Annotated in this window: 27 protein-coding genes; 15 read left to right on the top strand and 12 right to left on the bottom strand. The window is 65.0% G+C overall.

Annotated features, from left to right (window positions below; genetic code table 11):
* The first annotated feature begins 33 nt into the window (after nucleotides 1–33).
* Nucleotides 34–309 carry a metal-sensitive transcriptional regulator gene (locus MRUB_RS14495; RefSeq protein ID WP_013015129.1) on the top strand — a complete coding sequence of 92 codons (276 nt, stop codon included), beginning with the start codon at nucleotides 34–36 and terminating at the stop codon, nucleotides 307–309.
* A gap of 34 nt (nucleotides 310–343) precedes the next feature.
* Here MRUB_RS14495 and MRUB_RS14500 read toward each other — a convergent pair whose 3' ends face one another.
* The 3 genes from MRUB_RS14500 to MRUB_RS14510 are packed head-to-tail and all read right to left on the bottom strand — an operon-like array spanning nucleotide 344 to nucleotide 4,268.
* Nucleotides 344–2,830, bottom strand: coding sequence for a cation-translocating P-type ATPase (locus MRUB_RS14500; protein WP_013015130.1), 2,487 nt, complete (start codon nucleotides 2,828–2,830; stop codon nucleotides 344–346).
* Entirely contained in the window at nucleotides 2,830–3,276 is a 447-nt protein-coding gene (locus tag MRUB_RS14505) for a universal stress protein (RefSeq protein ID WP_013015131.1), read from the bottom strand. Before MRUB_RS14505 ends, MRUB_RS14500 begins: the two co-directional genes overlap by 1 nt.
* 14 nt (nucleotides 3,277–3,290) lie before the next feature.
* Nucleotides 3,291–4,268 carry a universal stress protein gene (locus MRUB_RS14510; RefSeq protein ID WP_013015132.1) on the bottom strand — a complete coding sequence of 326 codons (978 nt, stop codon included), beginning with the start codon at nucleotides 4,266–4,268 and terminating at the stop codon, nucleotides 3,291–3,293.
* Nucleotides 4,269–4,416: 148 nt separating this feature from the next.
* Between MRUB_RS14510 and pdxH the strand changes: the two genes are divergently transcribed.
* A complete protein-coding gene (gene pdxH, locus MRUB_RS14515; protein WP_013015133.1) occupies nucleotides 4,417–5,049 on the top strand; it encodes a pyridoxamine 5'-phosphate oxidase in 633 nt (210 codons plus the stop codon).
* A 40-nt stretch (nucleotides 5,050–5,089) separates the two neighbouring features.
* Here pdxH and MRUB_RS14520 read toward each other — a convergent pair whose 3' ends face one another.
* The 3 genes from MRUB_RS14520 to MRUB_RS14530 all read right to left on the bottom strand — a co-directional run bounded on the left by MRUB_RS14520 (nucleotide 5,090) and on the right by MRUB_RS14530 (nucleotide 8,681).
* Nucleotides 5,090–5,875, bottom strand: coding sequence for a M48 family metallopeptidase (locus MRUB_RS14520; protein ID WP_013015134.1), 786 nt, complete (start codon nucleotides 5,873–5,875; stop codon nucleotides 5,090–5,092).
* A 155-nt stretch (nucleotides 5,876–6,030) separates the two neighbouring features.
* Nucleotides 6,031–7,629, bottom strand: a complete 1,599-nt coding sequence (locus tag MRUB_RS14525) for a glycerol-3-phosphate dehydrogenase/oxidase (RefSeq protein ID WP_013015135.1) — start codon at nucleotides 7,627–7,629, stop codon at nucleotides 6,031–6,033.
* Between the two features lie 59 nt (nucleotides 7,630–7,688).
* Entirely contained in the window at nucleotides 7,689–8,681 is a 993-nt protein-coding gene (locus MRUB_RS14530; protein WP_013015136.1) for an ABC transporter ATP-binding protein, read from the bottom strand.
* A 288-nt stretch (nucleotides 8,682–8,969) separates the two neighbouring features.
* Here MRUB_RS14530 and MRUB_RS14535 point away from each other — a divergent pair, with 288 nt between their 5' ends.
* Nucleotides 8,970–9,641, top strand: a complete 672-nt coding sequence (locus MRUB_RS14535) for a phosphoribosyltransferase (protein ID WP_013015137.1) — start codon at nucleotides 8,970–8,972, stop codon at nucleotides 9,639–9,641.
* Here MRUB_RS14535 and MRUB_RS14540 read toward each other — a convergent pair.
* The 3 genes from MRUB_RS14540 to MRUB_RS14550 form a co-directional block, all read right to left on the bottom strand.
* Nucleotides 9,613–11,661 (bottom strand): prolyl oligopeptidase family serine peptidase, encoded by a 2,049-nt coding sequence (locus tag MRUB_RS14540; RefSeq protein ID WP_013015138.1) that lies wholly within the window; start codon nucleotides 11,659–11,661, stop codon nucleotides 9,613–9,615. The genes MRUB_RS14535 and MRUB_RS14540 overlap by 29 nt on opposite strands.
* 196 nt (nucleotides 11,662–11,857) lie before the next feature.
* Nucleotides 11,858–12,724, bottom strand: coding sequence for a DMT family transporter (locus MRUB_RS14545; RefSeq protein ID WP_013015139.1), 867 nt, complete (start codon nucleotides 12,722–12,724; stop codon nucleotides 11,858–11,860).
* An 84-nt stretch (nucleotides 12,725–12,808) separates the two neighbouring features.
* On the bottom strand, nucleotides 12,809–13,243 hold the full coding sequence (locus MRUB_RS14550; RefSeq protein WP_013015140.1) for a universal stress protein: 435 nt from the start codon (nucleotides 13,241–13,243) through the stop codon (nucleotides 12,809–12,811).
* Nucleotides 13,244–13,360: 117 nt separating this feature from the next.
* On the opposite strand from MRUB_RS14550, the gene MRUB_RS14555 reads away from it, so the two are divergent.
* The 11 genes from MRUB_RS14555 to MRUB_RS14605 all read left to right on the top strand — a co-directional run bounded on the left by MRUB_RS14555 (nucleotide 13,361) and on the right by MRUB_RS14605 (nucleotide 22,535).
* Complete coding sequence (locus MRUB_RS14555) at nucleotides 13,361–14,167, top strand: AfsR/SARP family transcriptional regulator (protein ID WP_013015141.1); 807 nt, start codon at nucleotides 13,361–13,363, stop codon at nucleotides 14,165–14,167.
* A 77-nt stretch (nucleotides 14,168–14,244) separates the two neighbouring features.
* Nucleotides 14,245–15,381 (top strand): VLRF1 family aeRF1-type release factor, encoded by a 1,137-nt coding sequence (locus tag MRUB_RS14560; protein WP_013015142.1) that lies wholly within the window; start codon nucleotides 14,245–14,247, stop codon nucleotides 15,379–15,381.
* Nucleotides 15,382–15,606: 225 nt separating this feature from the next.
* Nucleotides 15,607–16,056: an Hsp20/alpha crystallin family protein gene (locus tag MRUB_RS14565; RefSeq protein ID WP_013015143.1), complete on the top strand. Its 450-nt coding sequence runs from the start codon at nucleotides 15,607–15,609 to the stop codon at nucleotides 16,054–16,056.
* 9 nt (nucleotides 16,057–16,065) lie between these two features.
* Nucleotides 16,066–16,422: a DUF4383 domain-containing protein gene (locus MRUB_RS14570; protein WP_013015144.1), complete on the top strand. Its 357-nt coding sequence runs from the start codon at nucleotides 16,066–16,068 to the stop codon at nucleotides 16,420–16,422.
* A 104-nt stretch (nucleotides 16,423–16,526) separates the two neighbouring features.
* Entirely contained in the window at nucleotides 16,527–17,009 is a 483-nt protein-coding gene (locus MRUB_RS14575; protein WP_013015145.1) for a GbsR/MarR family transcriptional regulator, read from the top strand.
* Between the two features lie 15 nt (nucleotides 17,010–17,024).
* Nucleotides 17,025–18,260: an ABC transporter permease gene (locus MRUB_RS14580; RefSeq protein ID WP_013015146.1), complete on the top strand. Its 1,236-nt coding sequence runs from the start codon at nucleotides 17,025–17,027 to the stop codon at nucleotides 18,258–18,260.
* A 14-nt stretch (nucleotides 18,261–18,274) separates the two neighbouring features.
* Nucleotides 18,275–19,006 (top strand): outer membrane lipoprotein-sorting protein, encoded by a 732-nt coding sequence (locus MRUB_RS14585; protein ID WP_013015147.1) that lies wholly within the window; start codon nucleotides 18,275–18,277, stop codon nucleotides 19,004–19,006.
* Between the two features lie 12 nt (nucleotides 19,007–19,018).
* Complete coding sequence (locus MRUB_RS14590) at nucleotides 19,019–20,251, top strand: ABC transporter permease (RefSeq protein ID WP_013015148.1); 1,233 nt, start codon at nucleotides 19,019–19,021, stop codon at nucleotides 20,249–20,251.
* An 11-nt stretch (nucleotides 20,252–20,262) separates the two neighbouring features.
* Nucleotides 20,263–20,937, top strand: a complete 675-nt coding sequence (locus tag MRUB_RS14595) for an ABC transporter ATP-binding protein (protein ID WP_013015149.1) — start codon at nucleotides 20,263–20,265, stop codon at nucleotides 20,935–20,937.
* The gene (locus MRUB_RS14600) at nucleotides 20,918–21,865 is read left to right on the top strand and encodes a hypothetical protein (RefSeq protein WP_013015150.1); all 948 of its coding nucleotides are present in this window, start codon (nucleotides 20,918–20,920) and stop codon (nucleotides 21,863–21,865) included. The genes MRUB_RS14595 and MRUB_RS14600 overlap by 20 nt, the downstream gene beginning before the upstream one ends.
* A gap of 10 nt (nucleotides 21,866–21,875) precedes the next feature.
* Nucleotides 21,876–22,535 carry a histidine phosphatase family protein gene (locus tag MRUB_RS14605; protein WP_013015151.1) on the top strand — a complete coding sequence of 220 codons (660 nt, stop codon included), beginning with the start codon at nucleotides 21,876–21,878 and terminating at the stop codon, nucleotides 22,533–22,535.
* Here MRUB_RS14605 and MRUB_RS14610 read toward each other — a convergent pair.
* Nucleotides 22,494–24,641 carry an alpha-amylase family glycosyl hydrolase gene (locus MRUB_RS14610; RefSeq protein ID WP_013015152.1) on the bottom strand — a complete coding sequence of 716 codons (2,148 nt, stop codon included), beginning with the start codon at nucleotides 24,639–24,641 and terminating at the stop codon, nucleotides 22,494–22,496. The two genes, MRUB_RS14605 and MRUB_RS14610, sit on opposite strands and share 42 nt — an antisense overlap.
* 82 nt (nucleotides 24,642–24,723) lie before the next feature.
* On the opposite strand from MRUB_RS14610, the gene MRUB_RS14615 reads away from it, so the two are divergent.
* Nucleotides 24,724–24,933: a hypothetical protein gene (locus MRUB_RS14615; protein ID WP_015586631.1), complete on the top strand. Its 210-nt coding sequence runs from the start codon at nucleotides 24,724–24,726 to the stop codon at nucleotides 24,931–24,933.
* 341 nt (nucleotides 24,934–25,274) lie between these two features.
* Here the strand turns inward: MRUB_RS14615 and MRUB_RS14620 are convergent, their stop codons facing one another.
* Together MRUB_RS14620 and MRUB_RS14625 are read right to left on the bottom strand one after the other, a co-directional pair.
* Nucleotides 25,275–26,165, bottom strand: a complete 891-nt coding sequence (locus MRUB_RS14620) for a DMT family transporter (protein WP_235438265.1) — start codon at nucleotides 26,163–26,165, stop codon at nucleotides 25,275–25,277.
* Between the two features lie 6 nt (nucleotides 26,166–26,171).
* Complete coding sequence (locus MRUB_RS14625) at nucleotides 26,172–26,426, bottom strand: hypothetical protein (protein ID WP_013015154.1); 255 nt, start codon at nucleotides 26,424–26,426, stop codon at nucleotides 26,172–26,174.
* Nucleotides 26,427–26,438 lie beyond the last annotated feature (12 nt).

Below are 26,438 nucleotides of genomic sequence, written 5' to 3' on the forward strand. Positions count from 1 at the left end.
CGCTTGGGGTACGATACCCCCTGGGGATACACCATGCGCACTGTCAAAAAACACGACCTCGAGGCCCGTACCCGCATCCTAAACCGGCTCAAGCGGCTGGAGGGACAGGTTCGAGGCTTGCAAAAGATGGTGGAAGAAGACCGCGACTGCCGCGAAATCTTAACGTTGCTGGCTGGCATCCGAAGCGCCCTGGAAGCCACCGGCGATCTCATCTTTGAAACCTACCTAGAGGAGTGCCGGGCCGATTTAGCCAAGGGCCAGGGGAACACCAAGGCCATCGTGGAGGCCGTGCGCCTTTTGCGCGGCTAGCTGGGCTTTGACCTCTGAGGAAGGTTGGCAGCGGTTATCGCAGGGGGTGGGCCCGGGCTTGAACGCTGTTGTGTCGGCGCAGCCAGGCCACAAAAAGCATGGCAAAAGCCCAGCTCAGCAAGAGCGCGGCCCCTACCAGGCCCCAGGCCGGCCAGGGCAGGGAGGTGAGTCCCAGCGCGGCCCGCAGGGGCTCCAGCGTCACGGTCAGGATCTGCAACCCGGCGCTTGCCAGAAGAATCAGCAGCAAAATAGGGTTGCCTGAGGGCCGGCTGGTGGTCAGGCGCGAGGGCTGGGCAAACAGCAACTGGGCCAGCGACTCGTAGAGAAAAAGCGCCGAGCGCACCGCCACCGGAGCTAACTGGTAGAGCGGGAGCAGGGCCAGCAAGGCCAGCCCCAGCCCGGCCTTGACCACCCCAGTACCCAGGATAAAGGTCAAAGAGAACCGATCCAGCAGGGGCTGGCGGGGGTCGTAGGGTGGACGACGCATAACCTCGGGGTGCCGATCCAGGCTCAGCGCCAGGGCCGGCGGCCCATCGGCGATGATGTTGATCCAGAGCAGTTGCACCGCTGTGAGCGGCACCAGCAGCGCGCCGGTGGCATCGCGCAACCCCAGCAAAGCCGCCCCAATCACGCCCCCAGCCACCAGCAGCACCAAAGCCACGTTGGTGGAAAAGAGGAAGCGGATGAAGGAGCGGATGTTCTCGTAGATGTTACGCCCCTCTTCGACGGCGTTCACGATGGTGGCGAAGTTGTCGTCTAGGAGCACCAGATCGGCCACCTCGCGGCTCACATCGGAGCCGCGCTGTCCCATCGCCACCCCCACATCGGCCCGTTTGAGGGCTGGGGCATCGTTGATGCCATCCCCGGTCATGGCCACGATCTCACCCTGGGCCTTGAGCAGATTAACCAGGTGCAGCTTGTGCTCGGGGGAGACTCGAGCAAACACGTTGACCTCCCGCAGGGCCTGTTGCAGCTCCTCCGGGGTGTGGCCTTCGATATCTTCACCGGTCAGCACCCGCTGGCCCGGAATGCCGACCTGCTGTGCCACTGCGAGGGCGGTGGCCGGGTGGTCGCCGGTGATCATCAGCACCCGAATGCCCGCAGCCTGGGCGCGGCGGATGGCCTCGGGCACTTCGGGCCGGGGCGGATCCCAGAGCAGGGCCAGTCCGAGCCAGGTCAGACGATCTTCCCCTTCCCCTGGCCCCCAGGCAAAGGCCAGCAAGCGGTGGCCTTGGCGGGCGTAGGCCTCGATTTTCTCCTGCCACAAGGCCCGCTCGTGGGGCTCGAGCTGGCAGCGGGCCAGCAGCACCTCGGGCGCGCCCTTGAGATAGCTCACCGCCTGATCGGCCTCTTTCACCGTGACCCGCATGTACTTCCAGGCGCTATCGAACGGGCGGCTGGACAGGCGGGGGTGCGCCTGGCGCAGGGCCTGCACATCCATTCCGGCTTTGCGAAGGTGCTCGAGCAGGGCCAGCTCGAGGGGGTCTCCCACCGGGCTGCCCGGCTCGGCGTCGGAGGCCAGCGCCATGGCCCGATGACCCCGCAACAGGTCGGGCAGGTCGGTGGCCCGCACCTCCATCTGGTTTTGGGTCAGGGTGCCGGTCTTGTCGGTGGCGATCACCGTGACCGAGCCCAGGGCTTCCACCGCCGAAAGCCGCCTTACCACGGCCTTGCGCCCCGCCATGCGCTCCACCCCCAGGGCCAGGGCCAGGGTCAGAACGGCGGGCAGGCCCTCCGGCACAGCCGCCACCGCCAGGGCCACGGTGAACAGGAAGGCCTTCGAGAAATGGGCAGGGCCCTCTACCAGCAGGATGCCGAGCAGCAGCGCCAGGGCCAGCAGGCCCACCCAACGGGCAACCTGATGACCAAAAACATCCAGGCGTCGCTCGAGCGGGGTCTTTTCCATCCGGATACTGCCCAGCATCTGGGCCAGGCGGCCCATGGCGCTGTGGGAGCCGGTGCGGGTCAGCTCGATCCAGCCGGTGCCCCGCAGCGCCAGGGTTCCAGCCAACACCTCTTCCCCCGGGCCCTTGTCCACCGGCAGGCTTTCACCGGTCAGCACCGACTCGTCCACCATGAGCCCCTGGCCCTCCACCAGCAGACCATCGGCAGGGATGCGTTCCCCAGCCTCCAGCCGTACCAGATCGCCCGGCACCAACTGTTGGCTGGAAATGCGGGTCAGCACCCCCTCGCGCAACACCCAGACCTGCGGGGCAGCCAGGGCCCTGAGCCGGGCCAGGGCGTTCTCGGCCCGGCGCTCCTGCCAGACCCCCAGCCCCGCGTTGAAGAGCAGGATGGTCAGGATCGCCAGCGCCTCAAAGGGGGTTCCCTGGCGCCCTTCGTATAACCACAGGGCCAGCTCCACCAGCAGGGCGAAGAGCAGGATATAGATCAGGGGGCTTCTAAACTGTCGAAGAAAACGCCGCCAGAGAGGTTCTGGCGGCTGTTCGGGCAGGGCGTTGGGGCCATAGCGGGCCAATCGATCCGCCGCCTCCCGTTGGGAGAGCCCCGTGCGGTTCATCAGGCCCCCTCTCCGGGGTGGCGCACCACCAGCACCGGCTTGGGGCTGCGCTGCAATACCTTCTGCGTCACCGAGCCCAGCAAGAGCCGATCCAGCCCACTGCGTCCGTGGGTGCCCATCACCACCAGGTCGTGCGCGGCGGCCTCCTCCACAATTACCTGGGCGGCATTGCCCTGCTTGAGTTCGGCCCTGGCTGGAACCCCCAGGTACTGGGCGAAGCCCTCGGCCCGCTCGAGGGCCTGTTTGCCGGTTACCTCGAGGTCGCGGGTGAGATCGGGGTAGTAAGGGATGGTCTCGGGGCCAATCAGGATGCGCGGTATCACCGGCTCCACCACATACAGCAAGGTGGCCTCGGCCCCCAGGCTTTTGGCCAGCTCGAGGCCTGCTTTAACCGCGGTCTCGCTGGGGGCACTGCCGTCGGTGGGAATCAGAATGCGCTTGTACATGGTTCCTCCTTGCGTTAGCGCTCCCCCGGCGGGGGGAGGTGTGGCTCGTCGGGCTGGGTCAGGGCGGCAGGGTTGCGCACCAATAAAATGGGCTGGCGGGCTTGCTGGGCCACATCCTCGGCCACGCTGCCCAGCAAAAACTTACGCAACCCGGTATGTCCGTGACTGCCCATCACGATCAGATCGGCTTGCTCCTCCTCGGCGACCTCGCGGATGCGCTCCCCAATCAGGCTCCGTCCCGCTTCCCGCAGCACGGTGTGTACCGCTGGGGCGTGGGTGCACTGCCTGGCCGCCTCGTTCAAGATAAGCTCGCCCTGCTCGTGCAGGCGGGCTTGCTCCTGGGCAAGCTGGGCCTGAAGCTGGGCCTGATCGGCGAACATCCAGGCCCGGCCTGCACTCAGGTATAGCTGGGTCAGATCGGGCACCACGTACACCACCCAGAGCTGGGCCTTGAGGGCCCCGGCCAGCGCATCGGCGTGCTGCAGGGCCAGTTCGCTATAGATGCTGCCGTCAAAGGCGACCAGGATGCGCCTGAACAAGGTGGGCTCGAGCTCATCCCCTCGCACCAGCAGGAGCGGGGTGGGGGCCAGACGGGCCATCCGTTCGGCCACGCTGCCCAGCAAGACCCGGGGCAGCCCGGTGCGCCCATGGGTGCCCATCACCACCAGGTCGCAGCCATGGGCCACCCCCGCGTCCACCAGGGCTTCAGCTACCCCTGGACGGCTTTCCGGCTGGGTGCTGGTGAGCTGGGTAAAGCAGGGCACCTGGGCCTGGCCGGCTTTACGCTCCCACTGCTCCAAAAGGGCTTTTCCCACGGTGCGGGCGCGCTCGAGGGCTTCCTGGTCATCGTGCAGCCCACGGTAGCGGTGCGGCTCTACAACGTGCACAAACACCGCCGTGGCCGATAGGCGCTTGGCCAGGGCCAGCCCCAAAGCCGCGGCGCGCTCGCTGGGAGGAGAGCCATCTACTGGGAGCAGCATGCATTTGTACATCTTCACCTCCTGGGTTTGCCTGTAACAACCAACCACCTACCGACGCCCTTACCATACTGTGCAAAAGAAGGCCTGGCTAGGGTTATCAGTCCCTTCCAATCTGGTAGAAGATCCCTTTTGGCGCAGAGCAAAAGCGCATAATACAGCCATGCTGCGCGACCTTCGTAGCGAGTACACCTACGGCACCCTCAGCGAGCAGGAGGCCCTTCCCAACCCCTTCCGGCAGCTCGAGCGCTGGCTGGCCGAGGCCCTCGAGGCCCAGCTTCACGAACCCCACGGCATGACCCTTTCCACGGTAGGCCCGAACGGTCGCCCCAGCAGCCGGGTGGTCTTGCTGCGGGGGCTGGACGAAAGGGGGCTGGTGTTTTTCAGCAACTACCAAAGCCGCAAAGGAAAGGAGCTCGAGGCCAACCCCTGGGCCTGCGTCAATTTCTGGTGGCCCCCCCTGGAGCGGCAGGTGCGCGTCGAGGGGCGGGTCGAGAAGGTCGAGCCCGAGCTCTCCGACACCTACTTTGCCAGCCGCCCCTACGACAGCCAGATCGGTTCGGCGGCCAGCCCGCAAAGCCAGGTGATTGCCAGCCGGGAGGTGTTGGAGCAGCGCGTCGCGGAGCTCAAGGCCCGCTACCCCAGAACCGTGCCCCGCCCAGCCCACTGGGGTGGTTATCGCCTCAAACCCGACACCTTCGAGTTCTGGCAGGGCCGCCCCAGCCGCTTGCACGACCGGCTGGTCTACCGCCTGCAACCGGATGGGGGGTGGAAAATAGAACGGCTGGCCCCATGAGGCAGCTTTTTACAACAAGGGTGTACAGGCGAAAAGCCCGCTACCAGTACAAGCCCATCCCCAGCTCATGTAAAGCCTGGTGACGGGCTTTGTAGTCAGGCATGATCTGCTCAACTAAGGCCCAGAAGCGGGGGCTATGGTTGAGCACCTTGAGGTGGGCCATCTCATGCACCACAACATAATCCAGCACCCGCAGCGGCAGCATCACCAGTCGCCAGTTAAAGCGCAGCTCCCCTTTGGCATTACAGCTTCCCCAGCGCTTTTTTTGGTTGCGGATCAGCACCTTGGGCATGGGCCAGCCAAGCAGGTCGGCGTAGTGTTGTACCCGGCGGGTTATCACCTCCTCAGCGCGCACCCTGTACCAGCGTTCCAGTATCTCACGCACCTCTTTGCTGGGCACGTTGGGGTCAGCGGCCTGCACAAGCAACAGGTTGCCCTTAAGGGCCACCGCCGCTTGAGGTCTGGGCTTGGAGGGGCGGTCGAGGTTCTGTAAGACGGCCGAACCAGGCCCCCTGCCGTGGCCGGACGGTTTACCCTGCACTTGCAGGCTCACCCGACGGCCCAGGTATAAGAACTCCTCCCCGCTTACAAAGCGCTTGCGCGGCTCCAGGCGGCTCTTGAACTCGGCATATTTCTCGGCAATCCAGCGGGCCTTGGTGTTGACCAGGGCCACAACCTGTTCCAGGGGCATCCGCTCGGGGGCAGCCACCCGCACCCCTTGCATGTCGATGGTAATTCCCACCGTCCGGCGGCGGGCGCTGCGGCGGATGGTATAGCCAATCGTTCGGTTTTGGTAGTACAGGGTGGCTTTTTCTGTTTCTGGCATCCGGGCTTAATGGTATCCAGAACGCGCAAATCAAATGGTGAGATGAGGGCTTGTGTTTTTGTTTATAAACATATTTGTATAATATTTTTGGTTTTCGACATATTATACCACCCGGTGTTCCACCCTGTTGCCAACCAGCCCGCCTTATAAAGCCCTTATATCGCCTCGAGAATCCGTGATTTGGCGTTTGCCAGCTCGAGCGCTGCCTTATCTGGGTTCCAGCCCAGTTCGCGGCCCATCAGCTCCACCACCCGGGGCACAGCGCCCAGCGCCGCCGAGGTGTCCAGGAAGGCCAGGCGGGTGCGGCGGGCCAGCACGTCCAGGGGAGTACAGGCCATCTCGTGGCGCACCGCGTAGATCACTTCGGCCTCGAGGTAGGGCCAGGCCACCGCCAGCCGATTCCCGTAACCCTCGGCCGCAAGCTGGGCCACCGCCTGGGCGCGGGCGCCATAGGCGCGGTGCAGGTGCTCGGCCACATCCTGGGAAAAACCCATCTGCTCGAGTTTTTTTGCTCCGTCGGCGCTGAAACCTTGCCCGCCCACCAGCGGCGTTTGCTCGGTGCGTGACTCGCCAGCGGCCAGCCCAAATTTCTTGACCGCGTAGTTCACCAGATCCAGCGCCATCTTACGGTAGGTGGTCCACTTGCCCCCGGTCAGGGTTAGGAGGCCCGAGGCGCTCTCCTGAATCAGGTGGTCGCGGGCCAGCCGGGCCGTGTCGGCTTCAGGACGGGCAATTAGCGGGCGCAGGCCCGACCAGCTCGCACGCACCGCCTCCCGTGGAATATCCCCCAGATAGGGCCGCACCTGTCGCAGCACATACCCGATTTCTTCTTCCGTCACCCTGGGGTGGTCTACCACCGTGGCGGGGTCGTCGGTGGTGCCCACCAGGGTGCCGCCCAGCCAGGGCAGCACAAACACCACCCGCCCATCCTCGGTTTTGGGGATCAGCAAGCCGGTATCGGAGGGGCTATATTTTCTGTCCAGCACGATGTGAATCCCCGAACTGGCTTTGAGTAAAGGGGGGGCCTCGGGGTCGTCCAGGCGCCGGATATGGTCCGAAAAGGGGCCGGTGGCGTTGACGATCACCCGAGCAGAAACCTGGATTTCCTTTGCAGACAGGCGGTCTTTGACGGCGGCGCCCGATAGTCTGCCGTTTTGTTTGAGCAACCCGGTTACTTCTAGGTGGTTGAGCACCACCGCACCCTGCTGCACGGCGGTCAGGGCCAGCTCCACGTTGAAGCGGGCATCGTCGAACTGCCCGTCCTGGTAGGCCACCGAACCCTTGAGCCCCTCGGGGTTGACCAGGGGAAAGCGCTCCAGGGTTCCTTTGGCGCTGATGTACTGCGCGGGCTGTAGGCGCGCCCGGCCGGCCAGCAGGTCGTAGAGCTTCAGTCCGGTGTAGTAGTAGGGCACCTCCCACACCCTGTACAACGGGGTCAGGAGCCAGAGGGGGCGGGCCAGGTGGGGGGCGTTCCTGAGCATGATGGCCCGTTCGTGCAGGGCGTCGCGCACCAGGTTGAGCTGTACTTTGTCAAAGGTTTTGATGGCAAGCTCGAGGTAGCGCACCCCCCCGTGAATCAGCTTGGTACTTCGGCTCGAGGTGCCCTCGGCAAAGTCGTAGCGTTCGACCAGGGCGGTTTTGAGGCCCCGGCTGGCCGCTTCCAGGGCCACCCCGGCCCCGGTGGCCCCACCCCCAATCACCAGCAGGTCGAAGGTTTCCGAGGCGAGTTTCTCCAGCAGTTGGGTGCGCTCCATAGCACCACCAGACTAACCCAGACCCCGAAGGCTGGGCCAATGCTCGAAGGGGCACCCTCCTAACTATCGGTCACCAATCGGGTATCGGCAAAAACCCGCCCGATCACCTCTTCGATGGCCGGCTCTCGCACTTCCAGGTCGTCTATGGGGAGTTCGTGCAGCATCCGGCTCACCCGGTTGACCAGGTCTTCCCGCCGCACCAGCAGCCGGGCCTCGAGCCCCTCCCAAGCCCGCACCTCACCGAACTGTTCCAGACGGTCTTTTTCGATGGGTTTTCCGAGCTGAATGTGCACCTCGCGGTAGGGGGCGAAGCGCTCGAGCAAACCCTCCAACCCCCCGTCGTAGATGAGCCGGCCCTGGTGAATCATCAGCACCCGCTCGCACAGCGCGGTGATGTCGGCCATGTAGTGGCTAGTGAGCAGGATGGTGGCCCGGTAGCGCCGGTTGTACTCGAGCAAAAACTCCCGCACCGCCACCTGGGCGTTCACATCCAGCCCCAGCGTGGGCTCGTCCAGAAACAGAACCTGGGGCCGGTGCAAGAGCGCGGCCAGCAGCTCGGCCTTCATGCGCTCGCCCAGGCTGAGCTTGCGCACCGGCTGGTTCAGCTTGCCCTCGAGCGCGAGCATCTCGCTTAGCTCGGCCACCCGCTTCTTAAACTCGCCCTCGGGAATCTCGTACACCGCGGCGTTGACCCGGAAGCTATCGGCCGCCGGCAGATCCCAGATCAGCTGCTGCTTGTTGCCCATCACCAGGGTAATCTTGCGCAAGAAGGCGTGCTCCCGTTTGAAGGGCTGGTGTCCGGCGACCTCGAGCCGCCCCGCGCTGGGGTAAATCAGGCCCGACAAAAGCTTGAGGGTGGTGGTTTTGCCGGCCCCGTTGGGCCCCAAAAAGCCCACCATCTCTCCCGGTTCAATCTGGAAGGAGACGTCTTTGACGGCTTCGACCTGCCGGTATCTGCGCTTGAGGAAGTGCCGGAGGGTGCCCACAAAACCAGGCTCTTTGAGGGCCACCGGATAGAACTTGGAGAGGTGTTCGGCCCGAATCTGGCTCACCTGAAGCAGACTACCATAGGAAAGCTGTCAAGAGGGAAACGACAAACACCGTGCAGCAGGCTATTGACGGATGCAAACAGACCACGCAGCGCGAGCTAGGCGGTTAGCTATAGCAGTTAGGGCAACCTTCCTAGGTTTGCCAGATTCCAGAAGGCGGGCGTAATAGGAAGCGTAAGGCTCCACACGGATGGCATTCAAGGCAGTATAGCGCGTTAGCAAAGTGCGAATTCAAGGTTTAATCCGCTGATAATGGCTGGGTGTAAGGTTGTGCATGAATGGGAGACCGCCATGAAACCCTTCAAAGACCGCAACCAGGCCGGTGCGCTGCTGGCTGAGCGGCTGGTGGCGCTGGGCTACGGCCGGCAGCCCAAGCTGCTGGTGTTTGGTTTACCTCGAGGGGGCGTGCCGGTGGCCTTTCAGGTGGCCCGACGGCTCGGCGCACCCCTGGATGTCTGGGTGGCGCGCAAGCTCGGCACCCCCGGCCACGAGGAGCTGGCCATGGGGGCCATCGCCTCGGGCGGGGGGCGGGTGCTCAACCAGGAGATTGTGGACAGTTTGCAGGTCTCGGCCGACACCCTGGCCGCCGTCGAGCAACAGCAGCAAGCCGAGCTACAGCGCCGCGAGCGACTGTACCGCGGCAACCGGCCTTTCCCCGACCTGAAGGGCAAAACCGTTCTGCTGGTGGACGATGGGCTGGCCACCGGGGCCACCATGAAGGCCGCCATCGCCGCAGCCCGACAACACCACCCCGCCCGGCTGGTGGTGGCCGTACCGGTGGCCCCGCCCGATACGGTGGCGGAAATCCAGGCGCTGGTAGACGAGGTGGTCTGCCTGGAAACCCCGGCCTTCTTTCAAGCGGTCGGCCTGTGGTACGAGTATTTTCCCCAGACCTCGGACGAGGAGGTGCTGGCCCTGCTGCAGGCCGCTTCGGCTAGGCCAGGCCCATCTGATGCAGGGTAAAGGCGTAGATGTCGGCCTGCTCTTCGATCAGCATGCGGGTGGGCTTGCCCAGCCCATGCCCGGCCTTGGTCTGGATGCGAATGAGGATGGGGGCCGGGCCGCCCTGGGCCGCCTGCAGGGCCGCCGCGAACTTGAAGGAATGCGCGGGCACCACCCGGTCGTCGTGGTCGGCGGTGGTGATCAGGGTGGCCGGGTAGTGGGTGCCGGGCTTCAGGTTGTGCAGGGGCGAGTAGGCCCGCAGGGAGCGGAAGTGCTCGGGGTTGTCGGGCGAGCCGTAATCCGAGACCCAGGCCCAGCCAATGGTGAACTTGTGGAAGCGCAGCATATCCAGCACCCCCACCGCCGGCAGCGCCACCCCAAACAGCTCGGGGCGTTGGGTGAGGGCCGCCCCCACCAGCAGCCCCCCGTTGGAGCCCCCCTGAATGGCCAGCCGCTGAGGCTTTGTGTAGCCCTGGGCGATGAGCCACTCGGCGCAGGCGATAAAGTCGTCAAAGACGTTCTGCTTGCGCTCTAAAGTGCCGGCCCGGTACCAGTCTTCGCCGTACTCACCACCCCCGCGCAGGCAGGCCTGGGCAAACACCCCGCCCTGCTCGAGCCAGACCAGCCGCCCTGGGTTGAAGGCGGGGGTCATGGGGATGTTGAAGCCCCCATAGCCATACAGCAAGGTGGGGTTCTGTCCGTCGAGCTGGAGCCCTTTTTTGTGCACCAGGAACAGGGGTATGCGCGTACCATCCCGGCTGGGCACAAACACCTGGTGGGTCTCGTAAAGGCTGGGGTCGAACTGCAGGGGCGGCGTGAAAAGGGGCCGGGTCTGGCCGGTGGGCAGGTGGTGGTGGTAGAGGGTAAGGGGGTACAAAAAAGAGGTGAAGCCGTAGAAGAGTTCAGGGTCGTCCTCCTCGCCCGCCACCAGCGGCACCATACCCAGCGTGGGCAGGGGCAGGCGGCCCCTGGGGCGCCCCTCGAGGTCCACCAGCTCCAGCCGGTGGCTGGCGTGGTGCAGGTAGCCCAGCACCAGCCCGTCCCCGGCGGGCTCGGCAAAGCTCAGGGTATCCTCGCCCTCGGGCACCAGGGTCTCCAGGGTCTCCAGCCCCCCCTGGGCCACATCCACCACCACCACCCGGCCCCGGGGGGCCTCCAGGTTGGTCTTGAAGTAGAAGCGGGAGCCCTGGTTGCGGATGAACTCAAACGAGGCCACAAACTCGCCCACCAGCTCAACAAAGGGCTCCTCCGAGCCATGGGGCCGGTAGAAAAACAGGTTCTCGCGGTGGGTGCCCCGCCACACGTGCAGGCACTCGTAGCGCCCGTCGTGGGTTACAAAGGCCTGAAAACCCCACTCCTTCTGGTCGGGCCGCTCGTAGACCAGCACGTCCTGCTGCTGGGGGGTGCCCAAGCGGTGCAGATAGACCTTCTGGAAGTAGTTGGCCCCGGTGTAGTCGGTGCCCTCGGCGGGTTCGTCGTAGCGGCTGTAGAGGAACCCGCTGCCATCGGGCAGCCAGGCTGCGCTGCTGAACTTGCTCCAGCGGATCTCGTCGGGCAGATCCTGGGCCGTTGCCACCTCGCGCACCTTCCAGGTGAGCCAGTCCGAACCGCTTTTGCTCAGGGCGTAGGCCAGGTAGCGCCCATCCCGGCTGACGGCATAGTTGCTCAGGGCCACCGTGCCGTCCTCAGAGAGGGTGTTGGGGTCGAGCAGCACCTGGGGGGCCGCCTCCAGGTGCTCCTGCACATACAGCACGTTCTGGTTCTGCAGACCGTCGTTGCGCAGGCTAAAGTAGCGGCCCCCGCGCTTGAAGAAGCTCACCACACGGGGGTAGTTCCAGAGCTCCTCGAGCCGCCGCCGGAGGGTCTCCCGCAAGGGAATCTGCTCGAGGTAGCCAAAAGTCAGGCGGTTCTGGGCCTCGATCCAGGCCCGGGTCTCGGGAGCCTGGGGATCCTCGAGGGGGCGGTAGGGGTCGGGAATCTGCACCCCGTGCAGCTCCTCGACCACCTTTGCGGTGGGGGCAGGGGGATACGAAAGTTTCATCCTGCACAATATACAAGCCTCGAGGCGGCCCTGTCGCCAGACAAAAACCTGGGCCAGGTCATACGCATTTCGGTAGTATCGTTCACTTCGGCAAGCCTAAACGATACTACCGAAATGCTTTTCTACTCCCTTCGGTCGGCTTGAATCCTTCACCTCTGACTGCGTTCAACAGTGAAGGATTCAAGCGGAAACGGTATCACACCTCTGGGGTTACCTGCTCAGGATAGGGCTTGGGGCTTCTTAGCTGGCTGATCAGGGTGGCCGCAACAATCAGACCAGCCCCAATCAGGCCCTGCAAGCCCAGCCGCTCACCCAGCAAAATATAGGCAAAAGCCGCCGCATACACGGGCTCGAGGGTAAAGATCACCGCTGCCTGGGGGGCTGGAACCCGCCGCTGCCCCAGGGCCTGCAACCAGATACACAGCGCCGAGGCCACCAGGCCCAGGTACAGCAGCGAAAAGTAAGGGAAGTCGGCCGTGTTCCATACCGGCTTTTCCCACAGCATCCAAACCAGCGACAAAAGCGCAACGGTGAGCATCTGAATGCCCGTCAGCGGCAGGGTTGAGAACCGTCGGGCGAATAGCTCCAGACGCCAGATGTACAGGGCGTAGGCCAGGGCGGTTCCCAGCGTCCAGAGGTCGCCCGGGTTGGGCGGTGAGCCGTCGTAGGACAGGAGCCCCACCCCAGCCACCGCCAGCCCGGCCGCCAGCCAGATGGGCCAGCCCAGGCGCTGCCCCAGCAGCCCCAGCAGCATGGGCAGGGCCACCACATACAGTGTGGTGATGAAGGCGCTGCGACTGGCTGTGGTGTATTGCAGGCCCACAGTCTGGGTCAGGTAAGCCACAAAGAGCATCACACCGAGCTCGAGGCCCGCCCACCACAGCCGGGCATCACGCCGGAACAAAAACGGCAGGAAAACCAGCATGGCAATGACAAAGCGCACAAAGTTGATCTGCCCCGGCCCCAGGGTTTGCAGGCCATCCTTCACCAGCACAAAGGTGCTGCCCCAGAACAGCGTAGCCAGGTTCAGGTAGAGGAGTCCCAACAACAGGTCTCGCCGCACGAAGAAGAGTCTACCGGCTTCCCGCCCTTTTCGATGGCCTTGACCCCAGCCCAAAATGGCGCCACCCCTGCCCCAGGGCTATGTTCAAATCTCGAGCACCCCGTCTGCAAAGCGCTGGAGCCAGGGTTTACGTTGCGCCATCACGAGATTGGGCACCACCTGCACGGGTACTTTGGCGCTGGCCAGTATGCTCCGAGCCACCAGCCCCAGCCCTTCTGGGGCTTGCTGCGCGGCATCCCGGCGACCGATCACAATCAGGTCGGCGCAGATCTGTTGGGCGGTTTGGGCCACCACCGCCCCGATGCTCTGGCCCTGGGCTTCGACCAGCAGTACCGTGGGCGGGTGGCGCGCCCCTTGGGCCATCCTGGTCAGGGTCTCGACGATCAAGGGCTCGGGGCGCTCGAGCACGTGCAAAAGCGTTATCTTGCAGCCCAGCCAGCGAGAAAGCTCCAGCGCATACCGGACAGCCGCCCGACTGCCCACCCCCAGCCCTGCCGGAACCAGAATGTGGCGCAGCACAAACACCTCCCCCTGGGCTTAGGTTGCCGCCAGGGCATTACCAGCCTGTTACAGAGCACAGCCCCGCTACTCCTTTTGGCGGATGAAGCGGCGCTGGGAGTGGCGTACAATTAAGGCATGAAAAGGATGTCGTACCGTTTGGAACAGGCTCCGCCTGGGCTTCAGGTACGCACCTTGGGCCGGGTGGAGGTTCTGGTCGCAGGCCGTCCTGCCATCTGGCACGCTCATACCGCCGAAGAACTCTTCTTTTACCTGCTCTCGTATCCGGAGGGCAGGAGCAAGGCGGAGATCCTCGAGGCTCTGTGGGGCCTCGACCTCGACCCAGCGGCCAACAACCGCTTCCGGGTAACGCTCTTTCGGGTTCGTAGCGCCCTGCAAAACCCCACAGCCATCCAGGAAGACCACGGACGCTACCGCTTGAGCGACCCGATTTTGCAAAGCACCGATCTGTATAACTTTTACCAGGCCCTGGCCGAAGGTCGGCGCGCAAGCTGCGATGCAGACCGCCTGGAAGCCTACCAAAAAGCCATCGCCCTGTACCAGGGCGATTACCTGCCGGGGTTTGCCAACAACTGGGTCTCCCAGGCCCGCGAGGAACACAAAGCTGCCTATGTGCAGGCCCTGCTGGAGGTCGCCCTCATCTACCAAGACCACTCCGATTGGGGCAAAGCCGCCCGGTACATCCAGCAAGCGCTCAAAAAAGACCCCTACCTGGGCGAGAACTACCACCAACGCCTGATGTGGTGCCTGGCCGCGGCGGGCGACCGCTATGGTGCTATTGAGCACTATCGCCGTTTCGTGAAATTCCTGCGCGAAGAGCTGGGGGACACCCCCATGCCCGAAACCCAGGCCCTGGCCGAGCGCATCAAGCGGAGGCAACCCCTCGAGCAGCACAGCCTGCTCCTGCAAGGACACGCAGCCTGATTCAGCGCACAAGGCGCGCAGGCCAGCCGTAGTGGCTAGGTAATCGGTGGAAGGTTGAATCGGGCTAGGAGGTGGCTATGCTAACGCAAGAGGTGACCCACTACATCCGTGATTTTGTAGCCCCAAGGGCTGCACCGGTATTGTCGCTGTACCTGGATGTGAACCCGGCCAACCCCGACAACCAGGGCAAGGCTTACCTGTTGCGGGCCCGCGAAGCCATTGCGGCCACCCAGGCCCCGCCCGAGGTTGGCAAAAAGGTTTTGGAGGCGCTCGAACAGAGCCCGCCCCAGGCCCGTAGCCGGGTGGTCTTTGCCGCCCAGGGTTGGATGGAGGCCTATGACCTACAAGTTGAGCTGCCCCTCGTTCAGGGCGCCGAAGCCCGCTGGGGCGAGCCCTACCTGACTCCTATTCTGTACATGCTTGACGAGTACGAGCGGGTGGGGGTGGTCTATATTGATAGCGAAAAATGGCGCATGTTCGAGGTGTTCCTGGGCGAGGTTGAGGAGCTGCCGGGGGCCTTCCGGGCGGTGGGGCCCCAGGAGTGGAAGCAGCTCACCCAGGACAGCCCGGGCCGTCGCTACGCGCAGGGCGGTGTCCATCGGGCGGCCGCCGACACCGACCGCTTCCAGCGCCGGCTCGAGGCCTGGACACACCGCTTCTACAAACGGCTGACCACGCTCCTGGAGCAGACCGTAAACGAGCGCAGCATCCAGCGGCTGGTGCTGATGGGGCCCAAAGCCGAGGTAGAGGTGTTCAAAGAACTGCTGCCCCGCCGGCTGCGTGAGCGGGTCGTTGCCACCCTCCCTTCCCTGCCGACCCCCAGCGCCCAGGCTGGCGAGGTGCTGAAGCGGGTACAGGAGGTGCTGGAACCCCTCGAGCGCGAGCGGGAAAACAAGCTCCTGGACGAGCTGGTCGAACGGGGGGTGGGCGGGCTGGATCAGACCCTCGAGCTCCTACAGCAGGGCGCGTTGTACCTGCTGGTAGCCCCCTGGAACCCCCAGGGCAGGGTCTACCGCGCCCCGGATGGCTGGGTTAGCAGCAACCCTGCGGCGGCCCAGGCGCACGGCGCCGATCAGCCCGAAGAAGTCGAGCTAAAGCGGGTGCTGCCCGAACTGGTCGCCGCCTATGGCACCCGGCTCGAGTTTGTGCGAGGGCCTGCCGAGGCGCGACTGCACAAGGAACTGGGCGGTCTGGCCGGACTCCCTCGCTGGTAATGGTTTGGTAACAACGGCCGTTTATCTTCAAGAAAGAGGGTGTCATGTAACCCAAGCGGCTATGGGCCCTCAAAGACACGCTCTCGAGCAGCGTCCGGCGGAGCCCATGCTCGGCGGTAAGCGCCTCTGGGTTTCGGGTTAGGTGGCAGCTCGGAATACCAGAGGATAGGCCCAGGTTCCAAGCTGGCGCGCAGCCACCCACGCCAAAAGACCGGAGGCATGTGTATGCTGGCTCGTTTCGACCCCTGGCGCGAGATGGATCACATGCGGCGGGGAATCGAGCGCTTGTTTGACGAAAGCCCGTTCCGTCGTGAGTTTCCATTCCTCGACAAAGAAGCGGCAACCATGCCGCTCGACATCTACGAAGAAGGCAACAACATCGTGGTAAAAGCCTCGATTCCCGGCCTCAAACCCGAGGACATCAAGGTTGAAGTGCGCGGCGACGTCCTGCGCATCTACGGCGAGGCCAAGAAGGAGGAAGAAAAGAAAGAGCGCAACTACCACCTGCGTGAGCACCGCTACACCCGCTTTGAGCGCTCGGTAACCTTGCCCAGCGAGGTGCTGACCGATCAAGCCGAGGCGGTGTTCGAGAACGGTGTGCTGACGCTCACCCTGCCCAAGAGCGAGACCACCCCCGCCAAAGCCATCCCCATCAAGACCCCTGCCAAGGTGTAAGGAGGACATATGACGGCGCAAAGAATTGACCTTTTCATGGGACTGGTGTTTGCCCTGCTGGCCGCCCTGGGTCTGTTTTTCGCGCCCAACGGCCTGATTCTGGGGTTTATTCCCAGCAACACCAGCCTGGCCATCGTCTATCTGATTACCGCCGTAGCCCTGCTGTATGGCTACTTTACCGGCGACCGCCTGGCCCACATGATGGCCGCGGTGATCGGCCTGGTCTACGCCGCGCTGGCCCTCATTGGGTTCTTCAGCAGCAGCTTTTTGGGCCTGCCCACCGGCGGCTGGAATACCGTGGTCAACCTGATCGCTGCGGTGGTGCTGATCTACGACTGGCTGGGAACCCCCCGAACGGCCACTTGACCGGCCAGTCCTGCGTCCGAAACGGGGTGCAACCTCACCCCGTTTCCTTTGTAATTATTTTATTCAGTATTGACTAAACTTACAAAACTTTCTAAACTCGAGCCATGTCCGATGCCCTGCACGATTTTGTCGAGGAGTTCGCCCTGGCCTACGAAGCTGCGGGGCTCCCGCGGATAGCCGGGCGAATCCTGGGCTGGCTGATGGTCTGCGACCCCCCCGAACAGACCGCTGCTCAGCTGGTCGCCACCCTGGGTGTGAGTAAGGCCTCCATCAGCACCATGACCCGGCTGCTCACCCAGATGCACCTGATCGAAAAAGTGCCCAAGCGCGGGGCCCGGAGCGATTTTTACCGCGTGCGCCCCGGCATCTGGACCGAGCGCGTCAAAAACGGCCTGGCCAGCCTGGTTACCTACAAAAAACTGGCCGAAAAGGGGCTGCAACTGATGGAAAATGCACCGCCGGAGCGAAGTGAGCGGCTTTTGGAGATGTACCAGATCTATAGCTTTTTCGAAGAGGAGCTGAAAGGCATGTTCGAGCGACTGGAGCAGCGCCGCAAGCATGGAAGCAAACCCAAGCCAGGCCGTTGAACCAAGGGGGTTTTGATGACAGTCCAAACCCGCGTCGCCACAGCCTTGCCCCGGCTGGCCTGGCGCAACCTCTGGCGGCACCGGCGGCGCACCTGGCTGCTGGTGCTGGTGGTGGCCTATGCCACCATCACCACCATACTGTTCTGGGGGGTGCAGGACGGCTTTACCCAGTCGGTGCAGGTGGGCAACGCCCGCTTCCTGAGCGCACCGGCCCTCATCACCACCCCACAATACTTCGAAGACCCCGACCCCGAGCAGGGCCTGCCCAGCCTGGATTTTTTGCCCCGGGTGGAGGCCCAGCCCGGCGTCAAGGCCGCGGCCCCGCGCCTCGAGTTCCCCGCTTTGATTCGCTCGGCCTACACCGCCGATGCGGTGCGGGCTCGAGGGGTAGATCCCCTGCTCGAGGCCCGGGTGAGCAACCTACCCGGCGCCATTGCCCAGGGCCGCATGCTGGAGCAGCCTGGTGAGGTGGTGCTGGGACAGCAACTGGCCGAGCGCTTGGACGCGCGGCTGGGGGAGCGGGTGGTGCTGGACACCTCGGCGCTGGCCGGGCCACAGGCCCTGGGGTTGCAGGTGGTGGGGCTGGTGAAATCGGGCATTGCTCCGGTAGACCGGGGCACAGTACTGGTGCATATCCAGGACGCCCGGGTGCTCACCGGCCTGCAAACCGCCACCGGGGTAGCCCTGGACGTAACCCGGGGCCAGGAGGCCCGGATTGCCGAGGCTTTGCAACCGGTGCTGCCGGAGAACCTGCGGGCCTACGACCTGACCCAGTTGCTGGGCGGGCTCTCCTCGGCCATTGGCACCAAACAGAGCTCCACCTTTTTGATTGGGATGATTTTCTCGCTGTTTGCTGCCCTGGCCGTGACCAGCACGGTGCTGGTGAGCGTGCTCGAGCGCACCCGCGAGTTCGGCATGATGGGGGCCATCGGCATGACCCCTCCGCGCCTGGCGGCCATGGTCACGCTCGAGACGGTGTTTGCCACCAGCCTGGGCTGGGCTTTAGGGCTGGTGTTGGGCTATGCGCTCAATTACTGGATGGCCACTCAGAACGTGCTGGGGCCTGTTTTTGCCAGCTATGGGGCGGCCTGGGAGATTTTGGGCACCGGCAGCGAAATCTACACCGCCCAGAGCCCCCTGTATGCGCTGTACGCAGCCCTGACCATTGCCCTGGCCGCGCTTTTCTCGATTCTGATTCCGGCCCGGCGGGTGCTGGCCCTCAACCCCGCCGAGGCTATGCGAACGGAGTAAACCGGAGGCCCTGGATGAACCTACGATTTTTGTTGCTTCTATGTTTGCTCGGGCTGGGGCCAAGCAACGCTGCCACCGACCCCCAGACCGTGCTCAAGGCCGTGGTGGACAACCAGCGGGGGGGCAGTCTGCGGGCCACCCTCATCCTGAGCATCACCCGCCCGGAGCGCCAGACCCAGTTGGTGCTCGAGGTAGCCTCGGACGGCAACGAGCGGGCCATCACCTGGGTCAAAGCCCCACCCAGGGAGGCCGGGCAGGCTTTTTTGCGGGTGGGGGACAACATTCAGTTGTACAACCCCACCCTCAAGCGGGTTCTGCGGCTGCCCCCCAGCGGGCGCAGCGATAGCTTTTTGGGCTCCGACCTTTCCTACAGCGACCTGGCCGGGCGCGACCTCGAGCAAGACTTCACCCCCAAAGTCGAGGCGGAGAGCGAGAGCGAGATCACCCTGGAGCTTCTCCCCAGGCCCCAGGCCCCTACCCCCTACGGCAAGCTGGTGTTGCGGGCCAGCAAACCGGGCTTTGCCCCGCGCGAGGTGATCTACTACGACCAGCGCGGCCAGGCGGTGCGCAAAATAACCTTTGCCCAGTGGGTTCAGGCCGGGGGGCGCAGCTTCCCCACCCAGGTCACGGTGGAGGATCTGCTACGTCCGGGGCACCGCACCCAGGTGGTCTACAGCAACTATCGGTTTGGCGTGCCCATCCCCGAGGGCTGTTTTACGGTGCGGGCGCTCGAGGCCGGCTGTTAGAGCGAGGGGGTTATGTTCAATCTCCTGAGTCTTTCCTGGCGCAACCTCTGGCGGCACCGCAGCCGCAGCCTGATGACGGCCGGCGCGGTGGGGCTGGCGGTGTTTTTCACCCTGGTTTACCTGAGCTTTCTGGGGGCCATGGAAAACGGCATCTACAACAACCTCACGGCCTCGGTGGGGCATCTGCAGGTGCGGGTGGAGGGCTACCGGGACAAGCGCGAGTTCCGCGACCTGCTGATCCCAGACGCCGCCGGGGTGGAGGCCCAGCTGGCACAGAAAACCCAGGCCGCCAGGGTCATCGCCCTCGAGGTTCCCGCCCTGATCGCCGGCGAGACCCGCTCGAGGGGGGCCCTGCTCCTGGGCGACCAGCGCCCGCCCGAGCTGCGCCAGCGCTTTATCCAGCAGCATCTGGTGGAAGGGGCGCTACCGGCAGTGGGCGACCTCGAGGGCATCGCCCTGGGGCAGGCCCTGGCCAAAGCCCTCAAGCTGCGGCTGGGCGACCCGGTCTACGTGTACGCCCCCGGCACCCTTGGACGGGGGGCGGCGGCCTACCGGCTGGTGGGGCTGCTGCGCTTCCCCGACCCGGCTGTTGAGGCCCGCAGCGCCTACCTCTCCCTGGCGGCGGCCCAGGAGCTGGCCGCGCCGGGCAGCGCCACCCGCATCGAGCTGCACTTTCCTTTCACCCGCTACGCCCAGGATGCCCAGCTTGGGCCCATCCAGGCCCAACTGGCCCAGCAACTGGGGCCGGGCCTGCGCCTGGAAAGCTGGAAGGAGGCCAGCCCGGCCATTGCCCAGATCTTCGACCTGCTAACCCCTTTGGTTCTGATTTTCGCCGCGCTGTTTTTCGGGCTGGCGGGGCTGCTGGTGCTCAACACCATCTACCTGAGCCTGCTCGAGCGCACCCGTGAGCTGGGTGTGATTGTGGCGCTGGGGGCCGGGCCGGCCCAGGTTACGCGGATGGTGGTGCTGGAAAGCCTGCTTTTGTGCTCAAGCGGCGCTCTGGTGGGCGGGGGACTGGGCCTGCTGCTGATTGCCGCCCTCTCGGGCGGGTTCTCGCTCGAGGCCCTCTACGGCGAGGTGGGTGGGGCCTTTGGCCTGCCCGAGACGGTCTATTTGAGCCTCCGGGCCTGGGACATCCCCATCACCCTGGGCTTTGCCCTGGCTACCGGCCTGCTGGCGGCCTGGTGGCCGGCCAGGGTTGCGGCCAGCCTGGAACCGGTGGAAGCCATGCGCTTTACCGCTTAGAGAGGTGGGAGATGAAGCCTGTTTTGCAGGTCAAGGAGCTAACCAAAATCTACAAGGTGGACACTGTAGAGACGCCCGCCCTGCGGGGGGTCAACCTGGAGATACAGCCGGGCGAGTTTACCGCCCTGGCCGGGCCTTCGGGCAGCGGCAAGAGCACCCTGTTGCACCTGATGGGGGGCCTGGACAGGCCCACCGCGGGCGAGGTCTGGCTGGATGGCATGCGCATAGACGGCTTCTCCAAAGCCCGGCTGGCCCACCTGCGGCTGTGGAACCTGGGCTTCGTGTTTCAGGCCTACAACCTGATTCCGGTGCTGACGGCGCTGGAGAACGCGGCCTTTGTGCTCGAGCTGCGCGGTGAGCCCAGGGAGGCCCGCGAGGAAAAGGCCCTGCGTGCGCTAGAGACCCTGGGCATGAAAGACTTTGCCCATCGCCGGCCCAACCAGCTTTCCGGGGGGCAGCAGCAGCGCGTGGCGGTGGCCCGCGCCCTGGCCGCCCAGCCCAAAATCATCCTGGCCGACGAGCCCACCGCCAACCTCGACTCCAAAACCGGCCTGGCCCTGATCGAGCACCTGCGCACCCTCAACCGCGCGCAGGGCATCACCTTTGTCTTCAGCACCCACGACCCCCGGCTCCTGGAGCGGGTAGACCGGATTGTGCGGCTCGAGGATGGGCAGATTGCGGCCTAGCCATGCGTGGTTGCTGGGGCTGTGGCTGGCCTGCGGCTGCCAGCCCGGGCTGGCCCAGAACCTGGAGACCCGGCTTGAGCTCCGCTTCAGCACCGCTTTGGTCTTCAGCCACCTGCCGCCGAGCGCAAGCTGGGGCCTGGGGGCCCACCTCGAGGCCCGCTACGACCTGCAACCGTTGCGCTTTCAACTGGTGCTCGATCCGGGGGTGAACCTTTCCCGCGCGGTGACCGCCGAGGCCGGCCTCACCGAGCTGTACGCGCTCTACCGCCAGGGCGAACTGGATGTGAGCGCGGGCCTCGAGCGGCTACCCCTCGAGGTCGCCCGCCTGAGCCTGCCCTATGGCCTCGAGCCCCTCAGCCCGCTGGGCAACCGCCAGGGCCGCTGGGGGGCCCGGGTTAGCTGGAACCCCGAGGCCAGCCGGCTGCGCCTGGCGGTGCTGGAAGAGGCGGGCCGGTGGCTGCCGGTGCTCAGCCTGCGGCAGGAGTTCGGCGACTTCGAGCTCGAGGCCCACGCCCTTTACCCCGCCCGCTGGGTGCTGGGCCTGGGCGGCAGCGGCACCGTGGCGGAGGTAGTGATCTACGGGGAGGGCTGGCTTTTGCTCGAGCCCCTCGAGGCCCGCTACGCGCTGGGCCTGAGCGGCAGCCTGGGCGAGGGGGTGTGGACGCTCGAGGGCGGCTACGCCGGTCTTTTGCCGCTACAGCCCGCCGGCTACTTCCTGGCCGGGCAGGTGCTGCTTCCGCAAGAGGAGGCTAGCTGGGTTCTCCAGGCCCATCTCCGGCTCGACGACCCCGCACGCTGGCTTTTGAGTATGCGCTATACCCTGGGCCAGCCCGACCTCGAGCTGAGCACCGGGCTCAGCGCCCAGGGGGGCCCCACGCCCACCCTCAGCCTGAGCCTGTGGCTGCGGGCTTTTCCCCAGCTCTGGTAACCTGTCTCCCATGAGTCGGGTTCTGGTCACGTTCCTGCGTCATGGCCGCTCCCTGAGCGACGACCTGCGGGTGCACGAAGGCCGCTACGACGCCCCCCTTACCGAGGTGGGCCGGGCCCAGGCCCAGCAGCGCCTGGAGGAGTTTCGCGCCAAGCAGTTCCACTTCGATCGCATCATCTCCAGCCCCCTCCAGCGGGCCCGCGCCGTGGCAGAGCTGATGAGCGAAGGGCTGGGGGTGCCGCTGGAGCTGGACCCCGACTGGATGGAGCAGGACAACGGCAAAATTGCCGGTCTCCCCTACGAGGAAGCCGAACAGCGCTTCCCTAGGCCCCTTTTTCGCAGCCCTTACGAAAAGCCATACGATGGCAGCGGGGAAAGCGAGTGGGAAACCTATACCCGCGCCGCCAGAGCGGTTCAGAACCTGGTGAACCGGGGTGCGGGCTCGTACCTGGTGGTGGCTCATGGGAAAATCCTCAACTGTGCGCTGTGGGCCATTTTTGGCCTTTCCCCCAGCAACGGTACGCCCAGCCTCAGGTTCTCTTTCGCCGACCTGGGCTATGCGGTGCTGGAGTACCGGCCAGACCGGCATACCTGGCATTTAGACAGGTTCGAGATGGGCTTTAATTCCCTAGCGAACCCGCTCGAGGTAGCGCCACCCCAGCCCGGCTAAAAGCACCTGCCCCTGGTAGACCCGCCCCTCCACCGCATCGCGCCACTGGCCGGGGGGCAGGGGCAGCGAAGCGGCCTCGAGGCCGTTGTTGAAGGCCGCCAGCACCTCGCCCACCCCCGGCTCCCCCCGCAAAAAGGCCAGGCGCGTGCCCTCACCCAGGTAGGTGCGGAAAAGCGGGCTCTGGAAGGCTTTGAGCTGGCCCTTGAGGCGGCCCAGCAAGCGGTAGTGCTCGAGTACATCGGCGCGGCACCTCTCCCACTGCAACGGGTAGCGGTACAGCTCGTTGACGGGCCACACCCCGCGCTCGCCGGTAAAACCGCACTCCTCACCCTGGAAGATCACCGAGGCCCCCGGCAGGGCATAGAGCATGGCCGAGGCCAGCCGCAGCCGGGCCAGGGCTTCCGGGCCGGGGGTGTCGCGCAAACCACCCCCGCCCAGGTCGGTCAGGACGCGGGGGGTGTCGTGGGAACCGATCAGGTTGAAGCCCATGGCGGCCACCGCCTCGGGGTAGGCGGCGTAGACCCGGGCCAGCTCGCCCAGCACGCGCGCCCCGCTCTGCAAAGGGCCTCCCTTCGCAAACCCCAGAATACCCCCCATGGCCGGGGGCGAGCCCCCGCGCCCCAGGGTGTAGTTCATCAGCGAGTCGAACTGGTCGCCCTGCAGATACTGCGGGCGCAGATCCCAGACCTCGCCCACCAGGTACACCTCGGGCTTCAGGGCCTTGAGTTCGGCCCGCCATCTCTGCACAAACTCGGTGGAGATCTCGTTGGCCACATCCACCCGAATCCCGTCGAAGCCGAAGTTGAGCCAGAACCTGGAGACCCGGATCAGGTAGTCCTGCACCTCGGGGTTGGCGGTGTTGAGCTTGGGCAGGCTGCCCAGGTCGGCCCAGCCCACATAGGCGCGGCCATCGCCGGGGGTGAAGGGCCACCGGCGGATGAAGTACCAGTCCCAGTAGCGCGATTCGGGCCCTTTCCTCACCACATCCTGAAAGGCCCAGTGCCCCAGGCCGGTGTGGTTGGGTACAAAGTCGAAGATAACCCGGATGCCCTGGCGCCGGGCCTCGGCCAGCAGGCGCTTGAGCAGGGCGTTGTCGCCAAACTTGGGCGAGACCCGCACGTAGTCGTGGGTGTCGTAGCCGTGGGCCGAGCCCGAATCGAAAAGGGGGTTGAAGTAGATCAGGTTCACCCCCAGCGCGCGCAGGTGCGGCAGGCGCTCCAGCACCCCGGCCAGGTCGCCGCCGTAGTACTGCTGGCAGCAGTGGTAGTCGCCGGGCGGGTCGCTCCAGCGCGAGAGGTAGGGGGGCCGGCCGCTCCAGGTCTGGTCGAAACGGGCCTGGGTGGCCTCCAGGGCCCGGCGGTCGTTGCGGGGGTCGCCGTTCCAGAAGCGCTCGGGGAAGATCTGATACCCCACCCGCCCCGCCACCCAGTCCACCGCCCGGAAAACCCGGGCCGGCACCTCGAAGGGGCCAAAGGTGTGTTCCTGGCCGTCTTTGTCCACCACCTCAATGCGGTACTGCCGGAGCGTGGACAGCAGGGCCACCCGCCAGGTTTCTCCCTCGGGCGCGCTCAGCTGCAGGGTAAAGGGGTGGTCGCGGTCGGCCCGCAGCACCGCCGAGCGGATGCTACCCGCCGGCACCTGGAAGCGCACCGACAGGCGGCCCGCCGCCTGCGAGACGAAGCGCGGCTGGCTGGGGTCGTGCTCGAAGGCCAGCCCGCCGCTATCGGTGGGCGCATCGGCCACCCGCCCCACCTCCCGCAGCGCGTTTTTCCCGCCCTGGCCGTCGTCGGTGCAGCCTTCAGCCTCGGCGTCCACCTGCGGGGTACCGAAGGTCTCGTCCTCGCACATGTTTTTGGGCCACTGCCCGTTGATGAAGAACTTGTACTGGATGGGACCCGGCGGCAGCTCCACCGTGACCTGCCAGACCCCGTCCTCGGTTTTCTGCATGGGCAGCTCGGCCCAGTTGTTGAAGCTACCGCGCAGGCTCACCGAGCGCACCTCGAGGCCGTAGGGGGGGTCGTAGGTGAAGGTGACGGGAACTCTCTGCTGGGCCCAGGAGAAGCCCAGAAGCAGCAGCCACAGTAAAGCCCACTTACGTCCTTGCATCGTCTACCTCTAAACCAGTCCCTCGTCACTCCAGCCTACAAGACGTTTCTGGGCTCGAGGGCTTCTTGATACAATCCAGAATGTGAGGGGGAGCGTTTCCCATGACCGCGCAGAGGAAACCCTGCAGGCCAAGGCCCGCTGGTTCCGCTCCCTGACGCTCGAGGAGCGGATGGATTACCTGGTGATGATGACCGATCTCATCCTGCAAAATAATCCCAGCGCGCTTGCGAAGGCGGCCAAGGACGATGCTGCATCTCCTCAAAAACGTATTCGCGTCGTTGAACGCCCATGACGTCAGGTATGTGGTCATCGGTGGTATCGCCGCAGTTTTGTATGGCGTTCCCAGGGCCACTTTCGACCTCGGCCTACTAATAGAGGCAACGCCGGAAAATGCAGCAAAACTGCTAGATGCCCTATATGAGGCTGGAATTGCTTCTGCTGCCCGGAAGAAATACTGAGCAACGACATCACCGTTTTCAAAGACCGCATCCGCATTGACGTGCAGACCCACACACCGGGCCTGCACTTCGATACCGCCTGGGAGCGCAAAACCACCATGGCCTACCAGGGCCAAAGTTTTTACGTGGCATCGCTCGACGATCTGGTCACTTCTAAAAATTGCTGCCGGGCGACCTAAAGACCTCGAGGACGTTCAGGCCCTGCAGTCGGACGAAGAGGCGTAGCACCGGTCTGCGGCCTGAGCACCATCCACACCACCCCCGCCAGCACCAGCCCGGCCCCCAGGTAGCCCAGCAGGCTGAAGCGCTCGCCCCACCACAGCCAGGCTGTCAGGGCCGCCACCACCGGCTCGATGGTCGCCACCACCGAGGCCCGGGTGGCCTCCAGGCGCCGGAGGCCGGCAAAATAAAGCGTGACCGCGAAAAAAGTCGAGGCCACGGTCAGGAAGGCGATGGCCGTCCAGGCTTCGGCGTTTTTGGGCGCAAAGTGCACAAACGGCAGCAACCCCAGCGCCCCCACCGGCAGCGCGTACAAAAACACCGTGGGGGTGCTGTATTTGTTCAGGTAGAGCTTGCCAAACAGGTAGTGGGTGGCATAGGTCAGGGCCGAGAGCAGGCCCCAGAACACCGCCGCCGGCGTAACCCTGACCCCGCCCCCTTGCAGGCTGACCAGGGCTACGCCCAATAGGGTCAGGCCCACCGCCCCCACCTTGTGGGCGTCCATGGGCTCGCGCAAAAACAGCCAGGAGAGCAGGGCCACGATGGCCGGGGCTGTATAGAGCAGCACCGCGGCCAGGGCCGCCCCGCCGCTTCCGATGGCGAGCTGGTAAGACCCGTAGAAAAGCGAGATGCCCACCAGCCCAAAGCCCAGCACCGCCCCGGCGTCGGCGCGCTCGAGGCGAACTTTTTGTATCAGCACCGCCTGCGACCCAAAAAGCACCGCGCCCAGGGCAGCCCGCCAGAAGGCCACCTCGAGGGGGCTCACCCCCTGCTCGAAGGCCCAGCGCGAGACCACCCCCAGAAGCCCCCACAAGCAGGCGGCGGCCAGCACGTAGAGATAGCCAATCACGGCTTATTCAACCGCGTGGTTGCGGCGACGGGCCATCCAGCTCCAGACCAGACCCAGACCCAAGAACAGGCCCGAGCCAAACACCACCAGATAGGTAATCCAGAGGCGGGGGTTCACGTTGTAAAAGTCGCGGCTGCGCTGGGCCGTAAGGGCCACCAGGTAGTCGCGAATGGTGATGAAATTCATCGTGGCCAGGATAATCGCCACAACCAGTAGAATCAGCCCCAAGACCAAAGAGATGCGCCCCAAAACGCTCATAACACCAGTCTA

Origin of the sequence: Meiothermus ruber DSM 1279, from assembly GCF_000024425.1 — a bacterium.
Taxonomy (GTDB): domain Bacteria; phylum Deinococcota; class Deinococci; order Deinococcales; family Thermaceae; genus Meiothermus; species Meiothermus ruber.

What these genes read in the sequence shown, in the direction of transcription:
- MRUB_RS14535 (WP_013015137.1), top strand. Translation starts at nt 8,970, where the DNA reads ATGAAACCCTTCAAAGACCGCAACCAGGCCGGTGCGCTGCTGGCTGAG.
- MRUB_RS14605 (WP_013015151.1), top strand. Translation starts at nt 21,876, where the DNA reads ATGAGTCGGGTTCTGGTCACGTTCCTGCGTCATGGCCGCTCCCTGAGC.
- MRUB_RS14520 (WP_013015134.1), bottom strand. Translation starts at nt 5,875, where the DNA reads ATGCCAGAAACAGAAAAAGCCACCCTGTACTACCAAAACCGAACGATT.
- MRUB_RS14500 (WP_013015130.1), bottom strand. Translation starts at nt 2,830, where the DNA reads ATGAACCGCACGGGGCTCTCCCAACGGGAGGCGGCGGATCGATTGGCC.
- pdxH (WP_013015133.1), top strand. Translation starts at nt 4,417, where the DNA reads ATGCTGCGCGACCTTCGTAGCGAGTACACCTACGGCACCCTCAGCGAG.
- MRUB_RS14495 (WP_013015129.1), top strand. Translation starts at nt 34, where the DNA reads ATGCGCACTGTCAAAAAACACGACCTCGAGGCCCGTACCCGCATCCTA.
- MRUB_RS14525 (WP_013015135.1), bottom strand. Translation starts at nt 7,629, where the DNA reads ATGGAGCGCACCCAACTGCTGGAGAAACTCGCCTCGGAAACCTTCGAC.
- MRUB_RS14510 (WP_013015132.1), bottom strand. Translation starts at nt 4,268, where the DNA reads ATGTACAAATGCATGCTGCTCCCAGTAGATGGCTCTCCTCCCAGCGAG.
- MRUB_RS14610 (WP_013015152.1), bottom strand. Translation starts at nt 24,641, where the DNA reads ATGCAAGGACGTAAGTGGGCTTTACTGTGGCTGCTGCTTCTGGGCTTC.
- MRUB_RS14575 (WP_013015145.1), top strand. Translation starts at nt 16,527, where the DNA reads ATGTCCGATGCCCTGCACGATTTTGTCGAGGAGTTCGCCCTGGCCTAC.
- MRUB_RS14560 (WP_013015142.1), top strand. Translation starts at nt 14,245, where the DNA reads ATGCTAACGCAAGAGGTGACCCACTACATCCGTGATTTTGTAGCCCCA.
- MRUB_RS14580 (WP_013015146.1), top strand. Translation starts at nt 17,025, where the DNA reads ATGACAGTCCAAACCCGCGTCGCCACAGCCTTGCCCCGGCTGGCCTGG.
- MRUB_RS14565 (WP_013015143.1), top strand. Translation starts at nt 15,607, where the DNA reads ATGCTGGCTCGTTTCGACCCCTGGCGCGAGATGGATCACATGCGGCGG.
- MRUB_RS14505 (WP_013015131.1), bottom strand. Translation starts at nt 3,276, where the DNA reads ATGTACAAGCGCATTCTGATTCCCACCGACGGCAGTGCCCCCAGCGAG.
- MRUB_RS14600 (WP_013015150.1), top strand. Translation starts at nt 20,918, where the DNA reads ATGGGCAGATTGCGGCCTAGCCATGCGTGGTTGCTGGGGCTGTGGCTG.
- MRUB_RS14625 (WP_013015154.1), bottom strand. Translation starts at nt 26,426, where the DNA reads ATGAGCGTTTTGGGGCGCATCTCTTTGGTCTTGGGGCTGATTCTACTG.
- MRUB_RS14595 (WP_013015149.1), top strand. Translation starts at nt 20,263, where the DNA reads ATGAAGCCTGTTTTGCAGGTCAAGGAGCTAACCAAAATCTACAAGGTG.
- MRUB_RS14585 (WP_013015147.1), top strand. Translation starts at nt 18,275, where the DNA reads ATGAACCTACGATTTTTGTTGCTTCTATGTTTGCTCGGGCTGGGGCCA.
- MRUB_RS14555 (WP_013015141.1), top strand. Translation starts at nt 13,361, where the DNA reads ATGAAAAGGATGTCGTACCGTTTGGAACAGGCTCCGCCTGGGCTTCAG.
- MRUB_RS14570 (WP_013015144.1), top strand. Translation starts at nt 16,066, where the DNA reads ATGACGGCGCAAAGAATTGACCTTTTCATGGGACTGGTGTTTGCCCTG.
- MRUB_RS14590 (WP_013015148.1), top strand. Translation starts at nt 19,019, where the DNA reads ATGTTCAATCTCCTGAGTCTTTCCTGGCGCAACCTCTGGCGGCACCGC.
- MRUB_RS14540 (WP_013015138.1), bottom strand. Translation starts at nt 11,661, where the DNA reads ATGAAACTTTCGTATCCCCCTGCCCCCACCGCAAAGGTGGTCGAGGAG.